General features: G+C 42.6%; 23 protein-coding genes and 1 tRNA gene. 17 read left to right on the forward strand and 7 right to left on the reverse strand.

Going from position 1 to position 21,489, the window contains the following annotated elements; all coding sequences use genetic code 11:
* Positions 1-5: 5 nt before the first annotated feature.
* A complete protein-coding gene (gene tsaD, locus LR957_RS03530; RefSeq protein WP_232272954.1) occupies positions 6-1,076 on the reverse strand; it encodes a tRNA (adenosine(37)-N6)-threonylcarbamoyltransferase complex transferase subunit TsaD in 1,071 nt (356 codons plus the stop codon).
* A gap of 41 nt (positions 1,077-1,117) precedes the next feature.
* Between tsaD and LR957_RS03535 the strand changes: the two genes are divergently transcribed.
* Positions 1,118-2,434 carry a UDP-N-acetylmuramoyl-L-alanyl-D-glutamate--2,6-diaminopimelate ligase gene (locus LR957_RS03535; protein ID WP_232272955.1) on the forward strand — a complete coding sequence of 439 codons (1,317 nt, stop codon included), beginning with the start codon at positions 1,118-1,120 and terminating at the stop codon, positions 2,432-2,434.
* Here LR957_RS03535 and LR957_RS03540 read toward each other — a convergent pair.
* Positions 2,391-3,680, reverse strand: coding sequence for a Mur ligase family protein (locus LR957_RS03540; protein WP_232272956.1), 1,290 nt, complete (start codon positions 3,678-3,680; stop codon positions 2,391-2,393). The genes LR957_RS03535 and LR957_RS03540 overlap by 44 nt on opposite strands.
* A 41-nt stretch (positions 3,681-3,721) precedes the next feature.
* Between LR957_RS03540 and LR957_RS03545 the strand changes: the two genes are divergently transcribed.
* The 3 genes from LR957_RS03545 to groL all read left to right on the forward strand — a co-directional run bounded on the left by LR957_RS03545 (position 3,722) and on the right by groL (position 6,663).
* Positions 3,722-4,660, forward strand: a complete 939-nt coding sequence (locus LR957_RS03545; RefSeq protein ID WP_232272957.1) for a hypothetical protein — start codon at positions 3,722-3,724, stop codon at positions 4,658-4,660.
* 73 nt (positions 4,661-4,733) lie between these two features.
* Positions 4,734-5,003: a co-chaperone GroES gene (locus tag LR957_RS03550; RefSeq protein ID WP_232272958.1), complete on the forward strand. Its 270-nt coding sequence runs from the start codon at positions 4,734-4,736 to the stop codon at positions 5,001-5,003.
* Between the two features lie 16 nt (positions 5,004-5,019).
* Positions 5,020-6,663, forward strand: coding sequence for a chaperonin GroEL (groL, locus tag LR957_RS03555; protein ID WP_129632049.1), 1,644 nt, complete (start codon positions 5,020-5,022; stop codon positions 6,661-6,663).
* Positions 6,664-6,723: 60 nt separating this feature from the next.
* Here the strand turns inward: groL and LR957_RS03560 are convergent, their stop codons facing one another.
* Positions 6,724-7,239: a hypothetical protein gene (locus tag LR957_RS03560; protein WP_146555085.1), complete on the reverse strand. Its 516-nt coding sequence runs from the start codon at positions 7,237-7,239 to the stop codon at positions 6,724-6,726.
* Positions 7,240-7,316: 77 nt separating this feature from the next.
* Here LR957_RS03560 and LR957_RS03565 point away from each other — a divergent pair, with 77 nt between their 5' ends.
* Positions 7,317-8,357 (forward strand): bifunctional phosphoglucose/phosphomannose isomerase, encoded by a 1,041-nt coding sequence (locus LR957_RS03565; protein WP_146555084.1) that lies wholly within the window; start codon positions 7,317-7,319, stop codon positions 8,355-8,357.
* Between the two features lies 1 nt (position 8,358).
* Here the strand turns inward: LR957_RS03565 and LR957_RS03570 are convergent, their stop codons facing one another.
* On the reverse strand, positions 8,359-9,570 hold the full coding sequence (locus LR957_RS03570; protein WP_232272959.1) for an ABC transporter permease: 1,212 nt from the start codon (positions 9,568-9,570) through the stop codon (positions 8,359-8,361).
* Positions 9,567-10,361, reverse strand: coding sequence for an ABC transporter ATP-binding protein (locus LR957_RS03575; RefSeq protein ID WP_232272960.1), 795 nt, complete (start codon positions 10,359-10,361; stop codon positions 9,567-9,569). Before LR957_RS03575 ends, LR957_RS03570 begins: the two co-directional genes overlap by 4 nt.
* 78 nt (positions 10,362-10,439) lie before the next feature.
* Here LR957_RS03575 and LR957_RS03580 point away from each other — a divergent pair.
* The 10 genes from LR957_RS03580 to LR957_RS03625 all read left to right on the forward strand — a co-directional run bounded on the left by LR957_RS03580 (position 10,440) and on the right by LR957_RS03625 (position 19,223).
* A tRNA-Ser gene (locus LR957_RS03580) sits at positions 10,440-10,529 on the forward strand.
* A 256-nt stretch (positions 10,530-10,785) separates the two neighbouring features.
* Complete coding sequence (locus LR957_RS03585) at positions 10,786-13,188, forward strand: ribonucleoside-diphosphate reductase subunit alpha (protein WP_232272961.1); 2,403 nt, start codon at positions 10,786-10,788, stop codon at positions 13,186-13,188.
* A gap of 13 nt (positions 13,189-13,201) precedes the next feature.
* Positions 13,202-14,179, forward strand: coding sequence for a ribonucleotide-diphosphate reductase subunit beta (locus LR957_RS03590; RefSeq protein WP_039327939.1), 978 nt, complete (start codon positions 13,202-13,204; stop codon positions 14,177-14,179).
* A 14-nt stretch (positions 14,180-14,193) separates the two neighbouring features.
* The gene (locus tag LR957_RS03595) at positions 14,194-14,589 is read left to right on the forward strand and encodes a pyridoxamine 5'-phosphate oxidase family protein (RefSeq protein ID WP_232272962.1); all 396 of its coding nucleotides are present in this window, start codon (positions 14,194-14,196) and stop codon (positions 14,587-14,589) included.
* A 51-nt stretch (positions 14,590-14,640) separates the two neighbouring features.
* The gene (locus LR957_RS03600) at positions 14,641-14,820 is read left to right on the forward strand and encodes a hypothetical protein (protein ID WP_129634555.1); all 180 of its coding nucleotides are present in this window, start codon (positions 14,641-14,643) and stop codon (positions 14,818-14,820) included.
* A 62-nt stretch (positions 14,821-14,882) separates the two neighbouring features.
* Positions 14,883-15,788 (forward strand): hypothetical protein, encoded by a 906-nt coding sequence (locus LR957_RS03605; RefSeq protein WP_232272963.1) that lies wholly within the window; start codon positions 14,883-14,885, stop codon positions 15,786-15,788.
* 66 nt (positions 15,789-15,854) lie between these two features.
* A complete protein-coding gene (locus tag LR957_RS03610; protein ID WP_232272964.1) occupies positions 15,855-16,826 on the forward strand; it encodes a hypothetical protein in 972 nt (323 codons plus the stop codon).
* Positions 16,827-16,915: 89 nt separating this feature from the next.
* Positions 16,916-17,074: a hypothetical protein gene (locus tag LR957_RS03615; protein WP_164999857.1), complete on the forward strand. Its 159-nt coding sequence runs from the start codon at positions 16,916-16,918 to the stop codon at positions 17,072-17,074.
* A 45-nt stretch (positions 17,075-17,119) separates the two neighbouring features.
* Positions 17,120-18,751, forward strand: a complete 1,632-nt coding sequence (gene argS, locus LR957_RS03620; protein WP_232272965.1) for an arginine--tRNA ligase — start codon at positions 17,120-17,122, stop codon at positions 18,749-18,751.
* Positions 18,752-18,785: 34 nt separating this feature from the next.
* Complete coding sequence (locus LR957_RS03625) at positions 18,786-19,223, forward strand: MscL family protein (RefSeq protein ID WP_232272966.1); 438 nt, start codon at positions 18,786-18,788, stop codon at positions 19,221-19,223.
* Positions 19,224-19,227: 4 nt separating this feature from the next.
* Here LR957_RS03625 and pyrH read toward each other — a convergent pair whose 3' ends face one another.
* The gene (pyrH, locus tag LR957_RS03630; RefSeq protein WP_232272967.1) at positions 19,228-19,932 is read right to left on the reverse strand and encodes a UMP kinase; all 705 of its coding nucleotides are present in this window, start codon (positions 19,930-19,932) and stop codon (positions 19,228-19,230) included.
* Between the two features lie 43 nt (positions 19,933-19,975).
* Between pyrH and orn the strand changes: the two genes are divergently transcribed.
* Together orn and LR957_RS03640 are read left to right on the forward strand one after the other, a co-directional pair.
* Positions 19,976-20,527 carry an oligoribonuclease gene (gene orn / locus LR957_RS03635; RefSeq protein ID WP_232272968.1) on the forward strand — a complete coding sequence of 184 codons (552 nt, stop codon included), beginning with the start codon at positions 19,976-19,978 and terminating at the stop codon, positions 20,525-20,527.
* Positions 20,524-20,862 (forward strand): MmcQ/YjbR family DNA-binding protein, encoded by a 339-nt coding sequence (locus tag LR957_RS03640; RefSeq protein WP_129635327.1) that lies wholly within the window; start codon positions 20,524-20,526, stop codon positions 20,860-20,862. The genes orn and LR957_RS03640 overlap by 4 nt, the downstream gene beginning before the upstream one ends.
* Here LR957_RS03640 and LR957_RS03645 read toward each other — a convergent pair.
* Complete coding sequence (locus tag LR957_RS03645; protein ID WP_232272969.1) at positions 20,859-21,470, reverse strand: hypothetical protein; 612 nt, start codon at positions 21,468-21,470, stop codon at positions 20,859-20,861. The two genes, LR957_RS03640 and LR957_RS03645, sit on opposite strands and share 4 nt — an antisense overlap.
* Between the last annotated feature and the right edge of the window lie 19 nt (positions 21,471-21,489).

Genomic DNA, 21,489 nt, shown 5'->3' on the forward strand with positions numbered 1-21,489 from the left:
CAACGTTATATTGCTGTCATTGATAAACTTGGCTGAACTTCTAAATCGTATGGATCTGTCGGTTCGTCAATTTGAGATCTAAAATAACCGAGAGTAGCGATCATCGCGGCGTTATCTGTACAGAGTTGAATAGGGGTGTATTCGATGTCAATTGGCAAAGCTTCGCGTAATTGACGGCGCAATTCTTGATTGGCTGCGACTCCGCCAGCGATTACAACGGAGGCTGGCTGGAAATTGTCAAACGCCTTCTTGGTCTTATTTACGAGAGTTTTTATAGCTGTATACTGGAAACTCGCTGCCATATTACGTCGTAATTCGTCATCTACGAGCGCTGGAAGCTCATGAGAGGGAAAAGTGAAGTCTTTACCGACTTCGTGCTGAACGGCTCTCAAAACGGCTGTCTTAAGCCCAGAGAAGGAAAAATCGTATTCGCCGGATAGTTTGGCGATAGGTAAGTGAAACGCGTGTGGATCACCAAGCTCAGCAGCTTTAGCAATGGCTGGGCCGCCAGGATAAGGTAAGCCGATGATTTTAGCAACTTTATCAAACGCTTCGCCAACCGCGTCGTCTTGAGTTTGTCCGATAAGTTGATAATTGCCGTGATTTTTAAACAGAACAAGTTGCGAGTGTCCACCAGAGACAATCAATGAGAGCATAGGGAATGACGGCTGTTGTTTCGGCAATGTTAGAGATAAATTGTCGGATTGCTTATTGATAAAATTGGCGTACACGTGAGCTTCTACGTGATGAATCTTAAAGAGCGGTTTATTGTGAATAATAGCGAGAGTTCTAGCGGCGAGAGTGCCGATTAATAGCGAGCCAATAAGCCCTGGCGCGTAAGTAACGGCGATGGCGTCGATATCATCCCAGGTGCAATTTGCGTCAGACAATGCTTTTTTAATGACGGGATTTACAACTTCCAAGTGGCTGCGAGCGGCAATTTCTGGAATAACTCCGCCGTATTCTGCGTGAATATCGATTTGTGAATTGACGACATTTGAAAGCAAGCGTTCGCCATCTTCAACTATTGACGCCGCTGTTTCGTCGCAACTGGATTCGATTCCCAAAATCCTCATTTGTTTTTATTATAGCAAATATAAGTGGTAAAATGGGTATTATGAAAAACGAGTTGGTAAAAATTGCTAGAAAAACGCTACCTCAAGGAGCTTTGGAAAAAACCGAAAACGCCTATAGAGTTGCGCGCACGAAGATGATTAGCCTAAGATATGGCAATCCAGCTCGTGGCTTGAGAATTATTGCGGTAACAGGGACAAATGGTAAAACTACGACTGCGTGTTATATCAATGAGATCTTGAAAGAGGCTGGCTTTAAGACTGCATTATTTACGACGGCGGTGATTGAAATTGCTGGCGAGGAAAAGATAAATGATTTGAATGCGACAGTTCCGACTGTAGCAAGGCTGTTTAGTTTTTTCCAGACGGCTCAGCGTGAAGGCGTGGAATATGTGATTTTAGAGGCGACAAGTCACGCTCTGTCGCAGCATAAATTTGACGGCGTACCAATTGAGGCGGCGGTGATGACTAATTTGACTCAAGACCATTTGGATTATCACAAAACAATGGAAGCTTACGCGGCAGCTAAGGCTAAATTGTTTGAGAAAAAGCCGAAATATATCGTGCTGAATCGTGATGATGAATGGTTTGAATACTTTGATAAGTTTACAGCTTCTGGCGAGAAAATGACTTACGGGACGAATCCTGATGCTGAAGCTCACTTAACGCACGTTAAGTTGTATAAAAAGGGAACAGAGGCAAGTTTGCTGATTGATCATCAAACTCATTTGGAGTTGGCGACTAATTTGCCTGGCGAATTTAACGTGATGAATATGTCGGCTGCGGTGTCGTTGGCATATTTGTTGGGTATAAAGTTGGAAGATATCCAAGAAGGTGTGGCGAATTTGGAAGCGATTCCTGGAAGATTCGAGCGAGTAGAAAATAAGCTTGGAATTGATATTATTGTGGATTATGCCCACACGCCAGACGCGTTGGAAAAATTGCTAAAAACCACTCATAAAATTACCAAGGGGCGATTAACTTTGGTGTTTGGTGCGTGCGGCGATAGAGATAAGACAAAGCGACCGATTATGGGCGAGCTGGCGGCTAATTTGGCAGATAGGATTTTCCTAACTGACGAGGAGAGCTATAACGAAAATCCAGATAAAATTCGGGCAATGATTCGTCAGGGAATTGAGCAAACGAAAAAGGCTCATAAAATGACGGAAATTGCTGATCGAAAACAGGCGATTTACCAGGCTCTGAGGTCGGCTGTTCGTGGCGATACGGTTCTGATTACGGGTATGGGTCATGAACAGTACCGAATTGTGAATGGCAAGCGAATTCCGTGGAACGACAAGAAGGTCGTTCAGGAAATTATTTCTGAGATTGAGAAAAAGAGTCGTAAAATTTCGCTTTAATCTGTTTCCAGCTTTGTGATTGGCGAACTAATTTTTCTGCATCGCTTGGGTCGAGTAGTAATTCTTTCACGGCGTCTTCAAGGTAAATGCCGCCCTGTGAGCCTTTGAACAGAATCGTCGTATCTTTAATGTCGCTATTTTTCAGGAATTTTCCAGCTTCAAGCGCCGTATCAAAAGAGATTACTTTACAGCCATTTTTTTCAGCGATTGGTGCGAGGTATTTTTTTGACATTTTGCCAACAGTAATAAGCAACTCTAATTGGCTAGGATCGCAAATTTCACCGATTTTTTTATGCTCTGATTCGGATGTTTCGCCCAGTTCATTCATATCTCCCAATACGGCAATCTTGTGATTAGCGGAGATGGAATAGAGAGTTTTTAGTGAATTTTCCATGGCAATAGGACTGGCGTTGTAAGTGTCGTCCAGTAATGTGCAGCCGCGTATGCCACGTAAAATATTCATTCTTCCTGAAACTGGTCTGATTTTTGTTAAAGCCGCCGCAACTTCTTCAATATTCATTCCGCAAGCTAATCCTGCCGCCGCCGCGCCAGTGATTGAGCGAATATTATGTTTACCTAATACGGAAATGTTAACATCCCGAGAAGTTTCTTCGGAGTGTTTTAGATTGACAATACAACCAGCATCTGTAGTCTTTTTAATTTCCAGGAAAACGTCGGCATATTCGTCGCCGTAACTCACGCGATTTCCAACTATGAGATTATGATATTTTTCATCGATATCGTGAAGGTTGAAGATGGTTTTTTTAGCGACTTGACTAATGGACAATTCCTCATGAGCTACCGTATCCATATTTTTGAAAAACTCCATATGCTCAGGGGCAACAGAGGTAATTATGGCAATGTCGGGCTGAATATAGCGCATAAAAGTAGCCATTTCACCAGGGCAATCAATGCCGCATTCTTGAATGATTATATCTGGAGATTTGGGATTTTTTATGCTGGCGTGTGCTGCGAAGAAGACTTTTAGCCAGGCTAGGGGAGATTTGGCGTTTTTTGGTCCGTCTACGCCTAAGATTTCCAGCGGCGCACTTAAGGTTGTGTTCAAATTGCCACGACTATGGCGCACGGTGAATTTTTCTGATAGAACAGTGGCGGTTGCTGATTTTACACTAGTTTTACCAACGCTGCCGACTACGACAATTAGTTTGGCGTCAGAATGAGATTTAAGATATTTTTTTACATAAGAGCCGAGAATTGTTTCTAAGAGATGTTTGAATAATTGCATGGAGTTATTATAACAGATTGAGAGATAATAGAATGAGGCGTGTGATTGCCTTTTTAATGATTTTATGGTATTATAGCAACCATTGTATGGAGATTGCTAGAGGATCAGGAGTAGCTGAGATTGCTTGGGGGATTGTTGAATCTTCCGAATATCAAGAAAGACAGCGTAGAATTATACGGGGAATAGGGCGAGCTGCAACCAGAGAGTTTAATCCGGAAAGTTCATATCGATTAGTGGATAGATATGTTGCGTCAGGTGTTGCGGATGATATTTTAAAAGAGAGAGGTGACACGGATAAAGCACCAGAATATAAAATACTAGAGTTGATACAAAAGATGCCTTATTGGATTTGCGCGGAAGAAAAACTTGAATCTTATAGGAATGGGGTATTTTATGAGCGCAATAATAAGATAAGAGAAAAAGAGACAGTTGTAGCTTTTAATAAGGTTGTACGAGACATAATTAGCAAGGGGCAATATACTCGCAAATCAGAGCTTATATCGGATGTTCAAGGCGCTATGGAGTGTCTTGGTTATAGCGATGAGGAAATTGAAAATGCATATAAATTCTTAGCTCACGTGATTAATGGTATGCGTCATGAAATCGCCGCTGAAATAGCTTTAAGAAAAACTAGGGGAGTACGAGCTGTCTATATGGCTAGCGTTGACGACGATCTCTCTGGAATAGATCTTATCGTTGAGTATAGAGATAAATATGGTAACGAGTATATAATTGGTCTTGATATAAAATCAACGCCAGACTCTGCGCGCAATGCTAATAATAGTGACCGTGATGAGGGGTATTACGCTATTTGGTCTGGTTTCGATCATAGACTGGGTGACTTTGGCTCTTATGGAGACAATTTAATGCCGAGTAATAAAGCTGTTAAAATGGTGCGTTCATTTTATAAAGCAGAGCTCGAAGAACTGGTTAGGGGAAAAAATTATAAAAAATCTAGAAAGTCAAGACGCAGGAGATAATTAGCACTCACACTTGACGAGTGCTAAATTGGTGCGTTACAATGTATGTATTGTTAACGAAATGGAGGATAACGTGAGTACACCTATTAAGCCTCTTGGCGACCGTGTTGTAGCGGTGCGTGAAGAAGCAAAGACTCAGACAGCGAGCGGAATTTACTTGCCTGATAATGCTAAAGAAAAGCCAGTAGTTGCGGAAGTTAAAGCAGTTGGCGGCGATGTGAAGAATGTCAAAGTCGGTGATCGGATTGTCTATAAGGAATATTCGACTACGGATTTGAAAATTGACGGCACGGAATATTTGGTTGTTCGCGAAGAAGATATTTTAGCAACGGTTGTTGGATAAAAAGGGGAGTTTAATTATGGCAAAAAAAGTTTTTTATGATGATGATGCGCGAAATCGCGTGCTTGGTGGAGCTAAGTCACTATACGACGCAGTTAAGGTAACTTACGGTCCAAAGGGTCGCAATGTTGTAATTGCGAAAGGTTTTGGTGGACCAACTGTTACTCATGACGGTGTAACGGTGGCTGAAGGAATTGAATTGCCAGAAAATGATGACGAAACGCTAGGTTATAAAGTCGGTGCCGATTTAATCAAGCAGGCTGCTAAGAACTTGAATAAGCAAGCAGGCGACGGCACAACGACTGTAACGGTGTTGACGTACTCGATTTTGAAAGAGGCGAATCGATTGATTGCGGCTGGACATAATCCGATGGAACTTAGGAAAGGCATCGAGCAAGCTGGCGCGGAAATTGTTAAAGAATTGAACAAATTGGCTGAGCCGATTGAAGGCAAGTCTGACCGCGTGGCTGAAGTTGCTACGATTTCGGCGGGTGATGCAGAAATTGGTAAATTGATTGCTGGCGTGATTGAGAAAGTTGGTAAAGATGGCGTAGTTACTGTTGAGGCTGGTCAAGGTTTGGAACTAGAAGCTGAAGTTGTTGAAGGTTTTAGCTTAGACAAGGGTTGGGTGAGTCCGTTCTTTGTCACTGATGCGGGTCGTCAGGAGGCTGTATACGAAAAGCCAGCAATTCTAATCACCGATAAGAAGATTTCTAGTGTACAAGAATTCTTGCCAATGTTGGAAAAATTGGCACAAAGCGGTAAAAAGGACGTTGTTCTGATTGCCGATGAAGTTGAAGGCGAAGCTTTGAGTATTTTGGTCTTGAACAAATTGAAGGGCGTATTTAATACCGTAGCTGTTAAGGCGCCAAGTTTCGGTGATCGTCGCAAAGATGTACTTCGTGATATCGCTGTGCTGACTGGCGCGACTGTGATTTCTGAGGATCACGGATTGACATTCGAAAACGCTGGCTTAGAAGTTTTGGGCTCGGCACGTAAGGTGATTGTCGGCAAGGATGAAACAACAATCATCGAAGGCGCAGGCAAACCTTCAGGTGTGAAAGAACGAATTGCTGAGATTAAGTCGCTTTCAGAGAATGCTTCAAGCGAGTATGAAAAAGAACAATTCGATAAGCGTGCCGCGGCACTATCTGGTAAAGTTGCGGTTATTAAAGTTGGTGGCGCGACTGAGACGGAAATTGACGAGAAGAAATTCCGCGTTGATGACGCCGTGGCGGCTACTAAGGCGGCTTTGGCTGAGGGAATTGTCGCTGGTGGCGGCGTAACTTTGGTTAATTTGGCTGGTAATCTAAAAGTTAGCGGCGCAGATAGTTTGTCGGTCGGTCGACAAATCCTAAAAGACGCTCTGAAGCAACCGTTCTTGCAGATTATGAAAAACGCCGGGTTGAATGCTGATGCACTGCTTGCTCAAGTTGAATCTGGCAAACCTGGATTCGGCGTTAACGTTATGAAGCCAGAAGACGGTCTGATTGACGTGAAGAAGGCTGGTGTTATTGATCCAGCTCGTGTGACTAAAGAGGCTGTTCAAAATGCAGTGTCGATTGCGTCAACTGCGGCAACTATGGGTGCTTTGGTGGTTGATATTCCAGAGGCTGAAGTTGCAGCTGCTCCTGGCGGCATGCCAGGAATGGGTATGATGTAAATCTGCCCCGAGCAATAAAATCCCGCCGAAAATGGCGGGATTTTATTTTGGAGGAATGAATTAACGAGGATTTGAGAAATAGTCGATTTCTTTAATGATATCCAGTAGAGCCTGTGCGCGGCGAGCTTCGTCAACAATAGCTACGGCAGCGTCGTGTGCTGGTGCGATCAGAGTTTTGTCGTCCGTAGAACGAAGAAGTAATAGATAAGTGTCAAACTTTTCTTCTGGAGAAACTTCCAGCTTATCGACTAATGGACGTAATTCGTTCAAGGCAGTTTGCTTAATTGTATCAAGCGCAGGATCTGCGGCTGCGGCTGCAGCTGGTGTGCTGACTGTTGGAGTTGGCATGACTGGCTCTGGATCAGTAGATTCTACTGTAGCTTCGACAGACTTCTGACTGTCGTCTGAATCTGTAGCAATAGGATCTGGTGATATGGTTGCAGGATTAATTACAGGTGAAGCTGTAGCATTTGTTTCTTCGAATTGTAAATTATTGTCTGTATCTTGTGACACGCCAGCTAATACCTTAGCCAGTTCTTGGTCGTCACTGAATGATTGATTAGCTTGAGAATCCATTATAACCCACCTTATATATTAAATTGTTTAAGCTTATATATGTTACACTATAACATGAGTTAATTAAGGAGCGCAAGATGTTAGATGATATGAATGTGATAAAACAATATGATCCAGGCGACGTTTTAAGCGGCGTTTTGAATATTCCAGAACAAGCTCGATATGAAGTGTTGATCCACGAAGGTGCGAATCAGCGCCGAGATTTTAAGAATATCGTAATCGCGGGAATGGGCGGTTCGGCTTTAGCGGCTGATATGGTTCGAGTTTTGACCGCGGGCTGGTTGCACATTCCGCTTGAAGTGGTGAAGGGCTATGATTTGCCGGGGTTCGTGAGCGAGGAAACGTTGGTTATCGCGGTTAGTCATTCGGGTAATACCGAGGAAACTCTGAGCTGCTATCAGCAAGCACTGGAGAAGAAGGCGTGTTTGGCAGCTATGTCGACTGGTGGAGCGTTGATTGAGCGAGCAAAGAATGACAACATAACTTACGCTCAAGTTCCAGCTGGCGCGCAGCCACGGATGTCGACGGTTTATCATCTGCGAGGATTATTGAAACTATTGCAACATTTTTGGGTGATTGATAATGATTTGTACGATCAGGTGAAAAATAGTGCTGATTGGTTGGCGGGCGAGATATCTAATTGGACGACTAAAATACCAGAAGCTGATAATTTGGCGAAGCAGATTGCGAAATTAACAATTGGCAAGACGCTGGTTGTTTTTGGTGGTGAATTGACTTGGCCGCTGGCGTATAAGTGGAAAATTAGCTGGAATGAATCAGCGAAGAATTTGGCGTTCTCGAATCAATATCCAGAATTTAATCATAACGAGTTTATCGGCTGGTCGTCGCATCCAGTAGAGAAGCCGTTTACGGTTTTTGATATTCGTAGCAATTTGGAGCGTGACAGGATTCGTGAGCGAATGGAGCTGAGTGATCGTTTGCTGAGTGGCAAGCGACCAAAGGCGCACGTGTTGGAGCTTCGAGGAAAGACGCTTATGGAACAATTGCTGTGGGGCTTGGTGCTGGCTGACGCGGCTAGTATTTACACAGCCATTCTTAATGGAGTCAATCCTGGTCCAGTTCAGTTGATTGAAAAATTAAAAGCGGAACTTAGCTAATTTAATATCGTAGAGATTCGATTGGGTCGCGTCTAGTGGCGCGGGCTGCTGGATATACACCAGAAATTACGCCGATGATTATTGACAGTCCAATTGATAAGACGGCTGTTTGCCAATAAATATAAGGTGTGAGTGGCAAGTATAAGCTGGCAATATAAGCTCCCGCCAAGCCTAAGCCGTAGCCCAATATTCCGCCGAGGAATCCGATAATTGCTGCCTCGATTAGGAATTGATTGATGATATCCCAGCCCGTGGCGCCGACGGCTCGTCTAACGCCGACTTCACGCTGGCGCTCGGCGACATTGACAAGCATCACGTTCATAACGCCTATTCCACCAATTAACAGAGAAATAATGCCGATGACAGTTAAGATTATCGAGAGGAATTTCGCGACATTAGACTTCTTTTCGTTTATCTCTTCGCCAGAAACGATTCGATAATTCTTATCGCTATCATGATTCTTCTTCAAAATATCGTCAGCCGATTTTATGACTGATTTGAGGTTTTTCTGGTCTTTGGTAGTCACGATGATTTGCTGAATCTGCGGCGTGCCTTGGGTGAATTTTTTAATCACAGATAATGGAATAATGGCGGCGTTATTAAAATTCACGTCCAAATAACTGGCTGGATTTTCAATATTCTTCAACACGCCAACAACAGTCAATGGTTGATTTCGGATGTAAATAACGTTTCCGATGGATCTTTCGGTGCCGAACAAATCGACCGACAATTGCTGACCGACGACAACTCCGCCGATGTCGTTAATAAATTGTCCAGTGGCAATTTGCAAATTGGCGACGTCTTTTAGCGATTCCGTACTGCCGATTAATGCAGCGTTTTGGATATCGACTTTACCTTCACGGGCGCGCAACTCGGCGTGTAGGAAGGCGATTGGCGCGGCCTTCGTATTAGCAATTTTCCCTATATCTCTGGCGTCCGTTTCGGTTAATGTGTTGACCGTCGTCGTATTATCGGATTCGGTCAGTAGGTTCGGGACGGCTTTTTGATTGCCAGACTTAACGATGGCGACAGGAGCGTCTGATTGATTGGAATTGTCGCCGAATAGGTGATTGAATCCGCCAGTCAGAGATAGAACCATGGTGATGCTGGCGATACCAATAGCTACGCCCACAATTGTCAAAAATGTTCGTCCACGATTAGCTCGTAGCGCCTGAGTAGCGTTCTCAAAATGATTTTTTACTAATATTTTCACGATTTTTTCGCCCTCGATTTCTTTGAAGATTTTTGCTTCTTAGGTTTTTCTTCTTTTTCGTCGTCTACAATTAACTTCTTAGTAAACTTGCGCTTTTCCTTATGCTCGTCAGTGTCGATTTTTCCGTCCAACATAGTGATGACGCGACTGGCATAATGGGTCAATTCTGGGTTGTGAGTAACCATAATTATAGTATTGCCGCGACGGTGTAGGTCGGACAATTCTTCCATAATGAGATGACTCGATTTACTATCCAAATTTCCTGTTGGTTCGTCGGCTAAGATAATTGACGGACTATTAACCAACGCTCTAGCAATTGCTACGCGCTGAACCTGACCGCCAGATAATTGATGTGGCATATAATATTCACGCTGTCCCAGATGAAAAGTTTTCAGAATGCGGCTAGCTTCTTGGAGTCGTTTGACTTTCCCAAGTCCTTTATACGTTAGCGGTAACGCTACGTTTTCAATTACAGTCAGACGAGGAATAAGATTGAAATTCTGAAAAACGAAGCCGATGTGTTTGGAGCGAATTTTGGCACGTCGTCGTGAGCTAAGATTATCGACAGCGACATCGTCCAGATAGTATTCGCCCTCTGACGGCTGGTCTAATAGCCCAAGGGTGTTTAATAAAGTAGTTTTTCCGCAGCCGCTGGGGCCCATAATAGCGATAAATTCGCCCTTTTTAACGGTTAAATCAACGTTATCTAAGGCGCGAATTTCAGCATCGCCAAAGCCAAATTTTTTGGTGATATTAATAAGCCTAATGCGTGGTGGAATAGTTTCTTTCATCTTTGACTCATTATAGAGAATGAGCGTTAGTAAGTGCAACCATAAGAGATAATAAAATTGTGGTATAATTATCAACAAGGAAGGGTGCAGGAGTGGTTGAACTGGCACGCCTGGAACGCGTGTAACGGAGCAATCTGTTCGAGGGTTCGAATCCCTCTCCTTCCGCCAAGAAGATTATTTACCGACAGTATTTAAGTATTGTCGGTATTTTTTAATTGGAAAAGCATTTCTATCTGATCACGAAATAAATAGGTTGTAATTTTTACTAAATAGCTTGCAAAACACTAGATATAGCGGCTATAGTTATTATTGTACGCTATATATATAGCGAGCCCATAAATAAACAAAAACACAAGCTACAAAGATAAGCCATCAGGTGAGGTGTTGGTGGTTTGTTTTTAAGAGGGTAAATTAAGGAGGGTATGTGAAAGAAATTAATGTAGTCAAGCGCGATGGAACAAAAGAACCGTTTGATGCTAACAAAATTAACACGGCTATTTTAAAATCGTGCGAAGGTTTGCCGGACCAAATTTCTAAGGTCGTTCAGGTGGCGACTGAATTGCAATTAACATTATTCGATGGAATTACGACCGAACAACTAGACGAGGCTGTCATTCAAACAGTTCTTCAAAACGTTAAGGACGACCCAGATTATGATAAAATTGCAGCACGATTATTATTGAAAACTGTCTATAAGCAGATTTTGGGCGATTACGAGACGGCAGAAGAATTGAAAAAGCTTCATGCACGCGAATTTCCGAAGTTCGTTAAGGCGGCAGTAAAAGAAGGTTTGCTGGATAAGCGCATGGCTGACGGTCGATTTGACTTGAAAAAGCTGGCGGCGGAACTTGATCCAGCGCGTGATGATTTGAGTAAATATTTGGGTGTGGTGACTAATAAAAATCGCTACGCTCTTCGTAAGCAAAACGGCTCGCCAATTGAAACGCCTCAGTTTACGCACATGCGAATTGCTATGGGTCTTAGCTACAACGAGGCTGATCCGACTACTGCAGCGATTGAGTTTTATAATCACATGAGCAATTTGGAGTATGTCCCAGGCGGCTCAACGCGAGTTAATGCTGGCGGTTCGTTCCCACAGCTCAGTAACTGTTTCTTGCTTAACGTCGATGATGACATGGAGTCAATTGCTAAGGCTGTTCGCGACACAATGTGGATTGCTAAAGGCACGGGCGGAATTGGCATTGGTTTTACAAAGCTACGTGCGGCAGGTAGTCCAGTTAAAACCACTAATACTGAATCGACCGGCCCAATTCCATTTATGAAGATGATTGATACGGCGCTTTTTGCGGTTTCTCGTAAAGGTAAAAAAGCTGGTGCGGCTGCGATTTACATAGAGAACTGGCATTTGAACTTTGATCAATTTGTCGATCTTCGTCAAAACTCTGGCGACCCATATCTAAGAACCAGATTTGCAAATACCGCAGTATTTATATCTGACGAATTTATGAAGCGAGTAGAGAAAGACCAAGATTGGTATTTGTTTGATCCTGCAGAAACTCCAGATTTGACAGAGTTATATGGTGAAGCGTTTTCGGCGCGATACAAAGAATATGTAAAAATGGCGGAAGCTGGGAAATTGCGTACGTTTGATAAAGTTCCAGCTCGTCAGCAGTTTAAGCGCATTTTGACCAGTTTGCAGGCGACATCACATCCGTGGCTGACTTGGAAAGATACGATTAACGTGCGAGCATTAAATAATAATACGGGCACAATTCACCTCAGTAACTTGTGTACGGAAATTACATTACCGCAAGATAAAAACAACATTGCAACGTGTAATTTGGTAAGTATCAATTTGTCGGCATTCATCGGTGAGGATAAGACTTGGGATTGGGATAGATTGAAAGAAGCGGCTCGTGCGGCGGTGCGACAATTGGACAATTTGTGCGATATTACTCAAACGCCAATTCCAGAAGCAATGCATTCGAATCAGCAAACTCGAGCAATTGGTTTGGGTATAATGGGATTTTCTGACGTGCTGGAAAAATTGGGCTATTGTTATGAATCAAAAGAAGCTTATGATTTAATTGACCAATTGACGGAATTTATTAGCTATCACGCGATTGACCAGTCGGCTGATTTGGCAAAGGAATTGGGTAGTTATCCAACATTCGCGGGTAGCGGCTGGAGCAAGGGCCTTCTTCCGATTGATACGGTTGATAAATTGTCGAAAGATCGCGGCGTGAAGGTGAAAATAGACCAAAAGACGCGACTGGACTGGGACAGTTTGCGAAAGAAGGTGAAGAAGGGAATGCGAAATGCGACTATTATGGCAATTGCGCCGACGGCTAATATTGGGCATGTGGCGGGAACGACTCCTGGAATTGATCCGCAATTTGCACAGATTTTCAGTCGTTCAACTTTGAATGGAAAGTTTTTGGAAGTGAACCATAATTTAGTTCGCGATTTGAAAAAGCTTGGTCTGTGGGACAATTTGAAAGATGAGATTTTTGCAGCTCAAGGCGATATTCAAGATATTGACGGCATTCCGCAAAACATCAAGGATGTTTATAAAACAAGCTTCCAGCTCAGTCCGTACGCGTTTATTGAGGTGGCGGCTAGGGCTCAGAAGTGGGTTGATCAAGCGATTTCTCGAAATATGTACCTGGAGACGCGAGATATTGATGAATATGTGAAGATTTATTCGGAAGCGTGGAAGCGTGGCTTGAAAACGACATATTATCTACACGTTAAGCCGCGTCATCAGTCGGAGCAAACGACAGTTTCAGTTGATAAAATTGCAGAACAAAAAGTCCGCACAAATAGTAAGGTGCGCGGATTTGGATTTGCGAAAATTAATAAATAAGGAGGAAATTAAGATGGGAATTTTAGGTTCAGGATTACGCGATGGATTGTCACTTCACCCAATTCGTTACCCTTGGGCATATGATCTTTATAATCAAGCAGTGGCTAACACGTGGTTTCCAAATGAAGTTCAATTAGTTCAAGATTTGGCAGATTTTGAAAAATTGTCAGATGATGAAAAGCACGCATTGAAAACAGTTATTAGTTATTTGAACCCAAACGAGTTATTGATCAATAAATCGTTAGCGTTCGGTATTTATCCATATGTGAACGCAGCGGAAGCTCAACTATATCTATCAAAACAGATGTGGGAAGAAGCTAACCACTTCATGACGTTTGAATACATTATTGAGACATTTCCGTTTGATCGTGAGGAAATTTACGCTGCGGGATTCGGTAAAAAGTCATTGGCAGATAAGGCTGACTTCCAGAATAAACACCTGGACGTAATGCTTGATCCGAATTTGGATATTTATTCTCTGGAAGGTAAGAAGGACTTTGTTAGGTCTTTGGTGGCATATAACATTGTGCTGGAGGGAATTTGGTTCTATTCAGGCTTTATGGTTGGCATGAGCTTCCGCCAGCGTAATTTGTTGCGTAATGTTGGCTCACTGCTGGACTGGATTACTCGCGATGAAAATCTTCATTTGACGTTTGGTATCAATTTGCTTTTGACGATTTTGGACGAGAATCCAGAATTGCAAACACAGGAATTTGCAGAAGAAATCCGTGGCTTGATTTTGCAGGCAGTGGAGCTTGAGAAGGCTTATAACAAAGATATGCTACCAAAGGGAATTTTGGGATTGAATGCTGATTACGTGAACCAATATGTCATGCACATGACCGACCGCCGCTTGCAGGAGTTAGGTTTTGAGCCTGAATATAACGTGCCAAATCCAGCCAAATGGATGGCAGCCGCCAATGATACGCTGGAATTGGTGAATTTCTTTGAAAGCACAAACACTAGTTACGAAGTTAATACCACGAAGTAATGGGAGTTGATGATATGAACGAATTAGCGAAAGAAATATTAGATACAGTCGAAGTTGGTGCGTTGGCGACGGTGAATGTTGATAGGACACCTCTGGTAACGCCGCTGCACTTTGCGCGTTTTGGTAATTCTATAATTTGGATATCAGAGCCGACTGCACGTCATTCAGAAAATGCGTTCCGAAACGGTAAGGCGGAATTTGTGGTTTGGGACGACAAAAAGCGAGCAGTTTTCTTAAAAACTAACGTGACTGAACTTCCAGAATCTGAGAAAGAGGCAGCAATAGCGGCTTATAAAGAGAAACTGGCTGATTTTATGCCGCGTTGTGAAAATCCGCAATTATACGTTGTGTCAATTGGTGAACTTGATGAAAAAACTACAACGGGCAATTGGCTGCATTTTATTGCATAAGCACTATATCTAGCGTAAAATTGGTTAAGTAACTACTAAATATAGGGGAAAATGAAAATGAACGCAAATCAGATTATTACTGATGACATGACTTTGGAAGAGAAATTGAGTGCCATTGATGCAGCCCTTAAAGCGGCACAAGAAGCGGCTGATGATCAAGCAAAATCGAACGGCACTGTTGCGGCACCAGTTGACCCGGCAAGTCTGACTATTTGTGACGGTTGCGAATAAGGTCTACCAGCAGATCTGATTATTGACAATATAGGGCTTTATATTGTATAGCTAAGAGTATCGTGAAAACAATTGAGACTTTTTCAGGATCTGAGGCTATAAAAGAGATTAAACAGTGCGCTAAAAAGGGCGCATCTGAAGGTCTGTATTATCCGAGCTCAAGAAGACTGCGCGTTCCTCTTGAGTTGGTTACTGATTTGCTTCTTGGTAATGTGGAGGATGTTGTTGTTGAGGGGGCTGATAATCTTTTGGAGGCAGCTAAGAAAACCGAGGAGAGCGAGGGTATTATATTTGCTACGAGTCACCTAACGGACGTTGATGTTTCGACTGTTGCTAGCGTAGTTTCTGAGCTTAGACATATAGGCATGACAGTAGCCTCCACTAATATGGATCTTTGGCATCAGAGGATACCATATGAACTTGTTGGGATGGATAACTTTTTTCAGGTTCCGTATGGAAGAGATCCGTCTGTAGAAGAAGATGCCATTGATAATAAGTACGCGTTGCCGTTTAATGGTGACGATTACTTAGGTCTGCAAGAAAAAATAACAGATGGTGGACTTTCTGTTATTACTGCAGCGCATAACCCGATGAGCAATATTAGGATGAAAAATAACGGTGAACTGCCAGAAAAGGCGGGTAAATTAGCTCCTCATCTAAGCCTAGCAACGGATGCTGCCATAATTCCTGTACTTATGCAGGTTGAGGGTCAAAGGAGAAATCCTAATCAACTCAATGACAATGCGATACATCTAAAATGGTCTTTGGGTAAAAAAGTTGTGCGACTGGTATTTGGTGAGATCATTAAGCCTAGTCCTGATGAAGTTGAAGCTTATGCCAATGTTTCGCGTGAAGCGTCTTACGCAGAGGCGGCTCGTGAAGAGCAGTGTCGCATATTGGAGGCGTTTGGTGGGGAGGCGATATTGGGGTATATGCGTGATAAATATGATCCGGTATTGGCTGCGTAATAAGGAGAGATAGTTAAAATGACTGCAGGAATAGATAAATTTACTCCAACCCCAGAAGAGTAAGAATTGTTCAATAAAGTTTTCTATCCAGACATCACTGAAGAGTCTGATATTGACGTAAAAGAATCAAAGTTACAGAGAGAGGGTTTTTCTCTGTCGGTTGCGATTGGTGCTCTTAAGAAATGGGTGCGTGGTAGACGAGAAAAGCACAGCAAATCTTTTGGACTAACTAACAATTCGGCGGTAGAAAAACTTGAGGCAGCTGGAGAAGAATTGGGACTGTCAGAAACAGACGTTCGGCTTTCCTCTGGACTTAAGCTGCTGATGGGTCTAATGCATGGCAAAAAGGAAGTTGAAATAATTGGCGAAGATATCTTAATTGAAGTCACCAAAAAGGCCAAAGAAGAAGGTAAGGGAAGTGTTATAGCGCCAACGCATTTCAATGGAGAAGATGTTCCTACGGCTAGTTATTTGGCGTCTCTGTTGAACAAAATTAATATTGGCGTAGCGTCAACTAATAGAGATTGGATTAAGAAGGGCGTTGGCGGAATCAACATAGAGGCTATACAGTATCTTGCGTTTGGCGCTAAAAACTTTTTTGGTGTGCCATATGAATGGGTAGATGAAAAGAGTAAAAAACCGGTTCACTTCTCAACAGATCATTACGAAGAAGCGGTTAAATTTATTGAGGATGGTGGATCTTTGGTTTTGGCTGGATATTCAGCAGATGACTCAGTAGGCTCAAAGCCTCGCAGTGAAATGGGCTCTGCAGCGATTCATACAGCATTGAAATCTGGCGCAGATTTGATATTTGTTTACGTATCGTCAGAGGGCAAGAAACTTACTATTAGAGTCATGGAAGATGAGGACGGTATATTTGCGGCGTTTATCAATTCATATAGAAAGGCGCTAAAGATGAAGGATTCTGCTGCATCCGAGCGGTTATTATCATCATGTAAAGAGTACTTAAAAGACAGCAAAATAGGTAGGGTTATAGCAGAAGAATATAAGCGCCGGTCAGACAAAAATAAAGTCTAGCGAGCGACACTGAAGTCTTAGTTATTGACAAATTAAAAATAATGTGATATCATTTTACTATATAAAAAATTAAAATAAAAAGGAATAAAATGGCTGAAGAAAAAGATATTCACGGACTTACCGAAGGCGTATTGAGTCGAGACGATATGTCGGCGTTGACTTACGTATTGCAACACGTGAAAGGATCTAGCCCAAGTTCGGCGACGAAATTAAGTCTGGAACTGGAAGAGCTTGACGAAACTGCGTAGGGATTTAGCTAGATAATAGTCCACCTCTGTTGTATACTAGACAGTATGGAACAGATTATTTCTCAAGTAGTGAAGCAACTTTTTGATCAGGATATATCGGTACAATTAACGCGTCCTGATCCGAAGTTTGGTGACTTTGCTACAAATGTGGCGTTGCAATTGGCTAAGCCGCTAGGGAAGAATCCGCGTGAAATTGCGGAGATGATTGCTGAAAATCTGCGCAAGGAAGAAGATTTTAGCGAAGTAAGCGTGGCTGGTCCAGGTTTTATCAATGTAAAACTGAGCGATCAATCCGTTCTAAATTCTTTGAAAAAAGAGCCAACGACGAAGCGCGCTGGTCAGACGGTTGTAATTGAAACCAATTGCCCGAATCCATTTAAGGCTATGCATATCGGACACGCTTTGAATGCGATTTTGGCGGACACGATGGCTAACTTGCTGGCGGTTGATGGTGCAATTGTGCATCGAGTGAGTTATCACGGTGATGTCGGAACACATGTCGGTAAAAGTATGTGGGCGATTTTGCGTGAGATTGACGGCGATGTAAATAAATTGAACGAAATCCCAGCTGATAAGCGAAATGAATTTATGAGTCGCATGTACGTTGAAGGTGCGCGTGCGGCTAAAGAATCTCCAGAGGCAAAGGCAGAAATTGATGAACTAGCTAAACAATCATTCATCCTGGATGATCCACTATATAAACAAGTTTACGAAATCTGTAAAAGTTGGAGTTTTGACGAAATTGACTCTAATGTTGGGCGGCTTGGAAACGTGCCGATTGAGAGACGTTACGTTGAGAGCGAAACTGAAGAATTGGGAAAATCTTTAATTAAAGAGAAAACTCCAGAGGTGTTTACCAAATCTGACGGTGCGTATGTTTTTAAGGGTAGCAAATATGGCGCGTTCGACAACGTGTTTATTGGATCTCATGGCAATGGTCTTTATGGGGCGCATGATATGGGATTGATTCAGCTGAAGTATAAGGACTACCCAAATTTGGACTTATCGATTACGGTAAATGGCGAGGAGCAAGCAGCGTACTTCCGCGGCGTGATTGCGGCTAGTGAATTGTCGATTCCGGCTTTGAAAGGAAAATTATTCAACTACGCGACTGGCTTGGTTAAATTGACGACTGGGAAAATGAGTTCGCGAACGGGTGAAGTTGTTACAATTGGCTGGCTGTTTGATGAGTTTAAGAAGGCAATTGAAAATGCTGGCGGCGAACCAACTGATGATGTGATTGCTGGCGCACTCCGTTATCAATTCTTGAAAGTGAAGATCGGCGGCGACGTCATATTTGATATTAACGACGCGGTAAGTTTGACGGGAAATACGGGAAGCTATTTGCAATACGCCCATGCTCGAGCGCGAGGTATTTTAGCTAAATCCGATAAAGAAATTGCTTTTCCGACAGAGTTGTTTGACGAAGATAAGATGCTGGTCAGAAAGTTGAGTGAGTATGTGGACGTGGTTGACCGCGCTAAGGAGAGTTTGGAGCCTCATCACATTTGTACATATTTGTTTGAATTGGCGCAGGAATTTAATCGATATTACGAGAAAAATCAGGTTATTGGTAGTGACAAAGAAGCACATCGTGTAGGAATCGTGGCAATTTACGCTGACATTCTTAAGGCTGGACTGGCTATTTTAGGGATTATGGCACCAAATAAGATATAATATTCAATAATAAATAATAAAAGGAGAATTTATTATGGTAAAACCTAGTATCGATAAATCAGCTAAAAAGTTGGCTTCTAAGAGCGCTAAAGCGGCTACAAAAGTTGCTACCATCAAAGAAAAGAAAATAGTAAGTGCAGTTATAAAAGACACCCATATGGGTGGGTTTGTAAATTTTATCCGTGAACAGGGTGTTGTCGGTTTGGCTGTAGGTTTGGCGATTGGTACCGCAGCTGGTGATACTGTGAAAAAATTGGTAACAGCATTTATTGATCCGCTAGTGCAGCTGGTTGTTGGTTCTCAGCAAGGGTTACAATCAGCTTCATTCACAGTTGAAGTTGCTGGACGTAAAGGTGAGTTTTTATACGGCGCATTTGTTAGCTCGTTAATCACGTTGATAGCCGTTGCGTTTGTTGTATATGCAATCATTCACTTCTTGAAACTCGATAAATTAGATAAGAAAAAGGATTAAAACCTTAACTAATAAGCGTGCCTACTGATTCTCCGCGGGTTGCGCGGAGAATATTTCCGTCTGTAAGCAAATCACAAATTACAACTGGAATATGTTCGTCCATTGCTAGTCCAATTGCCGCCTTATCCATAACGGCAATATTAGGATTTGTTAGGGCTTCTTGGTAAGATAAATGATCAATTTTTACGGCGTCAGGGAATTTTATAGGATCTTTATCATAAACTCCGTCGACTTTTGTCGTTTTAACGACGGCATCACATTGCATTTCCAGTGCTAGATTTAATGCCGCAGTATCAGTAGTTAGAAATGGTCTGCCGGTGCCGCAGGCCACGATTACAATGCGGTTTTTCTTAATATGGCTAATGGCGCGTCGGAAAGTGTAGTGGTCGATAAATTGATTGACTTCAACCGTAGATAATGCGCGAGTTGGCAGTCCTGCGTCATTTAACACGTCAGCTAGAGCAATAGCATTCATTAGCGTAGAAAGCATGCCGATATTATGTGCGGAAACAGGTTGAATTCCGTGACCAATGATTTGATTGCCGCGAACGTAATTGCCACCACCAACCATAATTACAATTTCAGCCCCGTCGTCCAGCGCTGGTCGAATTTGTTCAGCAATCCAGCGAGCGCGTTTTGGGTCGAAGCCGCTGGCGAATTCGCCTTGAAGTTGTTCACCTGATAATTTGAGTAGGATGCGTTTTGTCATGATTTTAGTTTAGCACGCCTTATGGAAGTGGTAAAATAGAGATATGAAAGCAAGTTTTAAGCCGAAAAAGATTTTATGGGTGGATTTGGAGATGACTGGATTGGATCCAGTGCGTGATGAGATTTTGGAAGTGGCGGCAATTGCGACGGATTGGAATTTTAAGGAAATTGCGACGTACGAAGGAATTGTGCGTCACGATTCGGAAAAGCTGGCTAAGTTGTTGGACCGAAATGCTGGTTTTTGGAATGAGAATCCGGAAGCGCGACGCGGGCTGGAGGAGCAGAATGAATCGGGCAAGCCTTTGGCGGAAATAGAGCACGAATTGTTGGCGTTTTGTGATGAGTATTTTACGGGTGAAACGAAGATTTTGTTAGCAGGTAATTCAATCCATCAGGATAGACGATTTATTGATCAATGGTGGCCGACGTTGTCAAAAAAACTACATTATCGTGTGTTGGATGTGAGTGCTTGGAAGGTTGTGTTTGAAGGCAAATACGGTAAGAAATTCGCCAAGCCGGAAGATCATCGAGCGCTGGAAGACATCCGCGGCAGTATTATGGAACTTGAATATTATTTGAAAAAGGTAAAGGTATGACACATAAACAATTTGAAGAATTTATCCTAAGTTTGCCGGGCGTATGGCTGGATTATCCGTTTGGTGAGGATGTTGCGGTATATAAATTTGGTAGAGATAATGACGGTGCGGGGAAAATGGTAGCATTGGTTACGGAAGGTTCAAAGCCGCTCAGAGTAAGCCTAAAATGCGATCCGTTGTTGGCGCAGAATTTACGAGAAAAATACGAAACGGTTTTACCGGGCTATCACTTAAACAAGAAGCATTGGAATACAATTATTTGTTCAGGTCAATTGACCGACGAAGAAGTCTTTGACTTGGCGAGGCTGAGCTATCGATTAGTCTCGGAAGCTTAATCTGCTTTAATGATTTGATTGATCTGCTTCTGGATATTTTCTAAATCGCCAGCAGTTTTTACTAGCCATTCGCGCATCTTTTTTGACTTGGTGGATTTATATACCTTTTTCATCATGTTGATCGTATCTGTTATTTGCACATTCATCTCATGAGCATAGGTAATATCCAATTGCGTGTTCAGAAGGGCTTCGTCCAATTTTTTCTCTAATTTTTCTGACGGATCTAGAGCGAGGATGTCCTTCTGTTTCTCCTTATAATTGATGCCGGTTGCTTGAAGCGCTTCGCCCATTGAGGCATTCGCAGTGGTCAGCACTGCAACCAGAGAACTATTGGTGGTTTGTAAACTGGTCGAGCGGAACTTATTATTGTATTTTTTGGAAATAGTGAGTAATTTATTAACACGCGCTGCAACTTGTGATGGGCTAGTATTTGGCATAGAGTCTTGTGAAAAAACAAATATCGCGATCAGGGTTATCAAGCCGATAAGGCTCAAAATAGCGATGATAATTTTGGTTTTTTTATCAAAACCTTCCGCTGGCGGAGGTGTGGCAATTTGATTTAGGTAATCGATACCTTGAGGTTGGTTGTTCAAATTGTCAGGATACATATTTCTATTTAACCACAAA

Origin of the sequence: Candidatus Nanosynbacter sp. HMT-352, from assembly GCF_021222645.1 — a bacterium.
Classification (GTDB): Bacteria; Patescibacteriota; Saccharimonadia; order Saccharimonadales; family Saccharimonadaceae; genus Nanosynbacter.

Excerpts from the sequence above, each read along its gene's own strand:
- LR957_RS03645 (WP_232272969.1), bottom strand. The coding sequence starts at position 21,470 with ATGTATCCTGACAATTTGAACAACCAACCTCAAGGTATCGATTACCTA.
- LR957_RS03540 (WP_232272956.1), bottom strand. The coding sequence starts at position 3,680 with ATGCAATTATTCAAACATCTCTTAGAAACAATTCTCGGCTCTTATGTA.
- LR957_RS03535 (WP_232272955.1), top strand. The coding sequence starts at position 1,118 with ATGAAAAACGAGTTGGTAAAAATTGCTAGAAAAACGCTACCTCAAGGA.
- LR957_RS03600 (WP_129634555.1), top strand. The coding sequence starts at position 14,641 with ATGAAAATGAACGCAAATCAGATTATTACTGATGACATGACTTTGGAA.
- groL (WP_129632049.1), top strand. The coding sequence starts at position 5,020 with ATGGCAAAAAAAGTTTTTTATGATGATGATGCGCGAAATCGCGTGCTT.
- LR957_RS03595 (WP_232272962.1), top strand. The coding sequence starts at position 14,194 with ATGAACGAATTAGCGAAAGAAATATTAGATACAGTCGAAGTTGGTGCG.
- LR957_RS03625 (WP_232272966.1), top strand. The coding sequence starts at position 18,786 with ATGGTAAAACCTAGTATCGATAAATCAGCTAAAAAGTTGGCTTCTAAG.
- LR957_RS03590 (WP_039327939.1), top strand. The coding sequence starts at position 13,202 with ATGGGAATTTTAGGTTCAGGATTACGCGATGGATTGTCACTTCACCCA.
- LR957_RS03560 (WP_146555085.1), bottom strand. The coding sequence starts at position 7,239 with ATGGATTCTCAAGCTAATCAATCATTCAGTGACGACCAAGAACTGGCT.
- orn (WP_232272968.1), top strand. The coding sequence starts at position 19,976 with ATGAAAGCAAGTTTTAAGCCGAAAAAGATTTTATGGGTGGATTTGGAG.
- tsaD (WP_232272954.1), bottom strand. The coding sequence starts at position 1,076 with ATGAGGATTTTGGGAATCGAATCCAGTTGCGACGAAACAGCGGCGTCA.
- argS (WP_232272965.1), top strand. The coding sequence starts at position 17,120 with ATGGAACAGATTATTTCTCAAGTAGTGAAGCAACTTTTTGATCAGGAT.
- pyrH (WP_232272967.1), bottom strand. The coding sequence starts at position 19,932 with ATGACAAAACGCATCCTACTCAAATTATCAGGTGAACAACTTCAAGGC.
- LR957_RS03615 (WP_164999857.1), top strand. The coding sequence starts at position 16,916 with ATGGCTGAAGAAAAAGATATTCACGGACTTACCGAAGGCGTATTGAGT.
- LR957_RS03640 (WP_129635327.1), top strand. The coding sequence starts at position 20,524 with ATGACACATAAACAATTTGAAGAATTTATCCTAAGTTTGCCGGGCGTA.
- LR957_RS03565 (WP_146555084.1), top strand. The coding sequence starts at position 7,317 with ATGTTAGATGATATGAATGTGATAAAACAATATGATCCAGGCGACGTT.
- LR957_RS03575 (WP_232272960.1), bottom strand. The coding sequence starts at position 10,361 with ATGAAAGAAACTATTCCACCACGCATTAGGCTTATTAATATCACCAAA.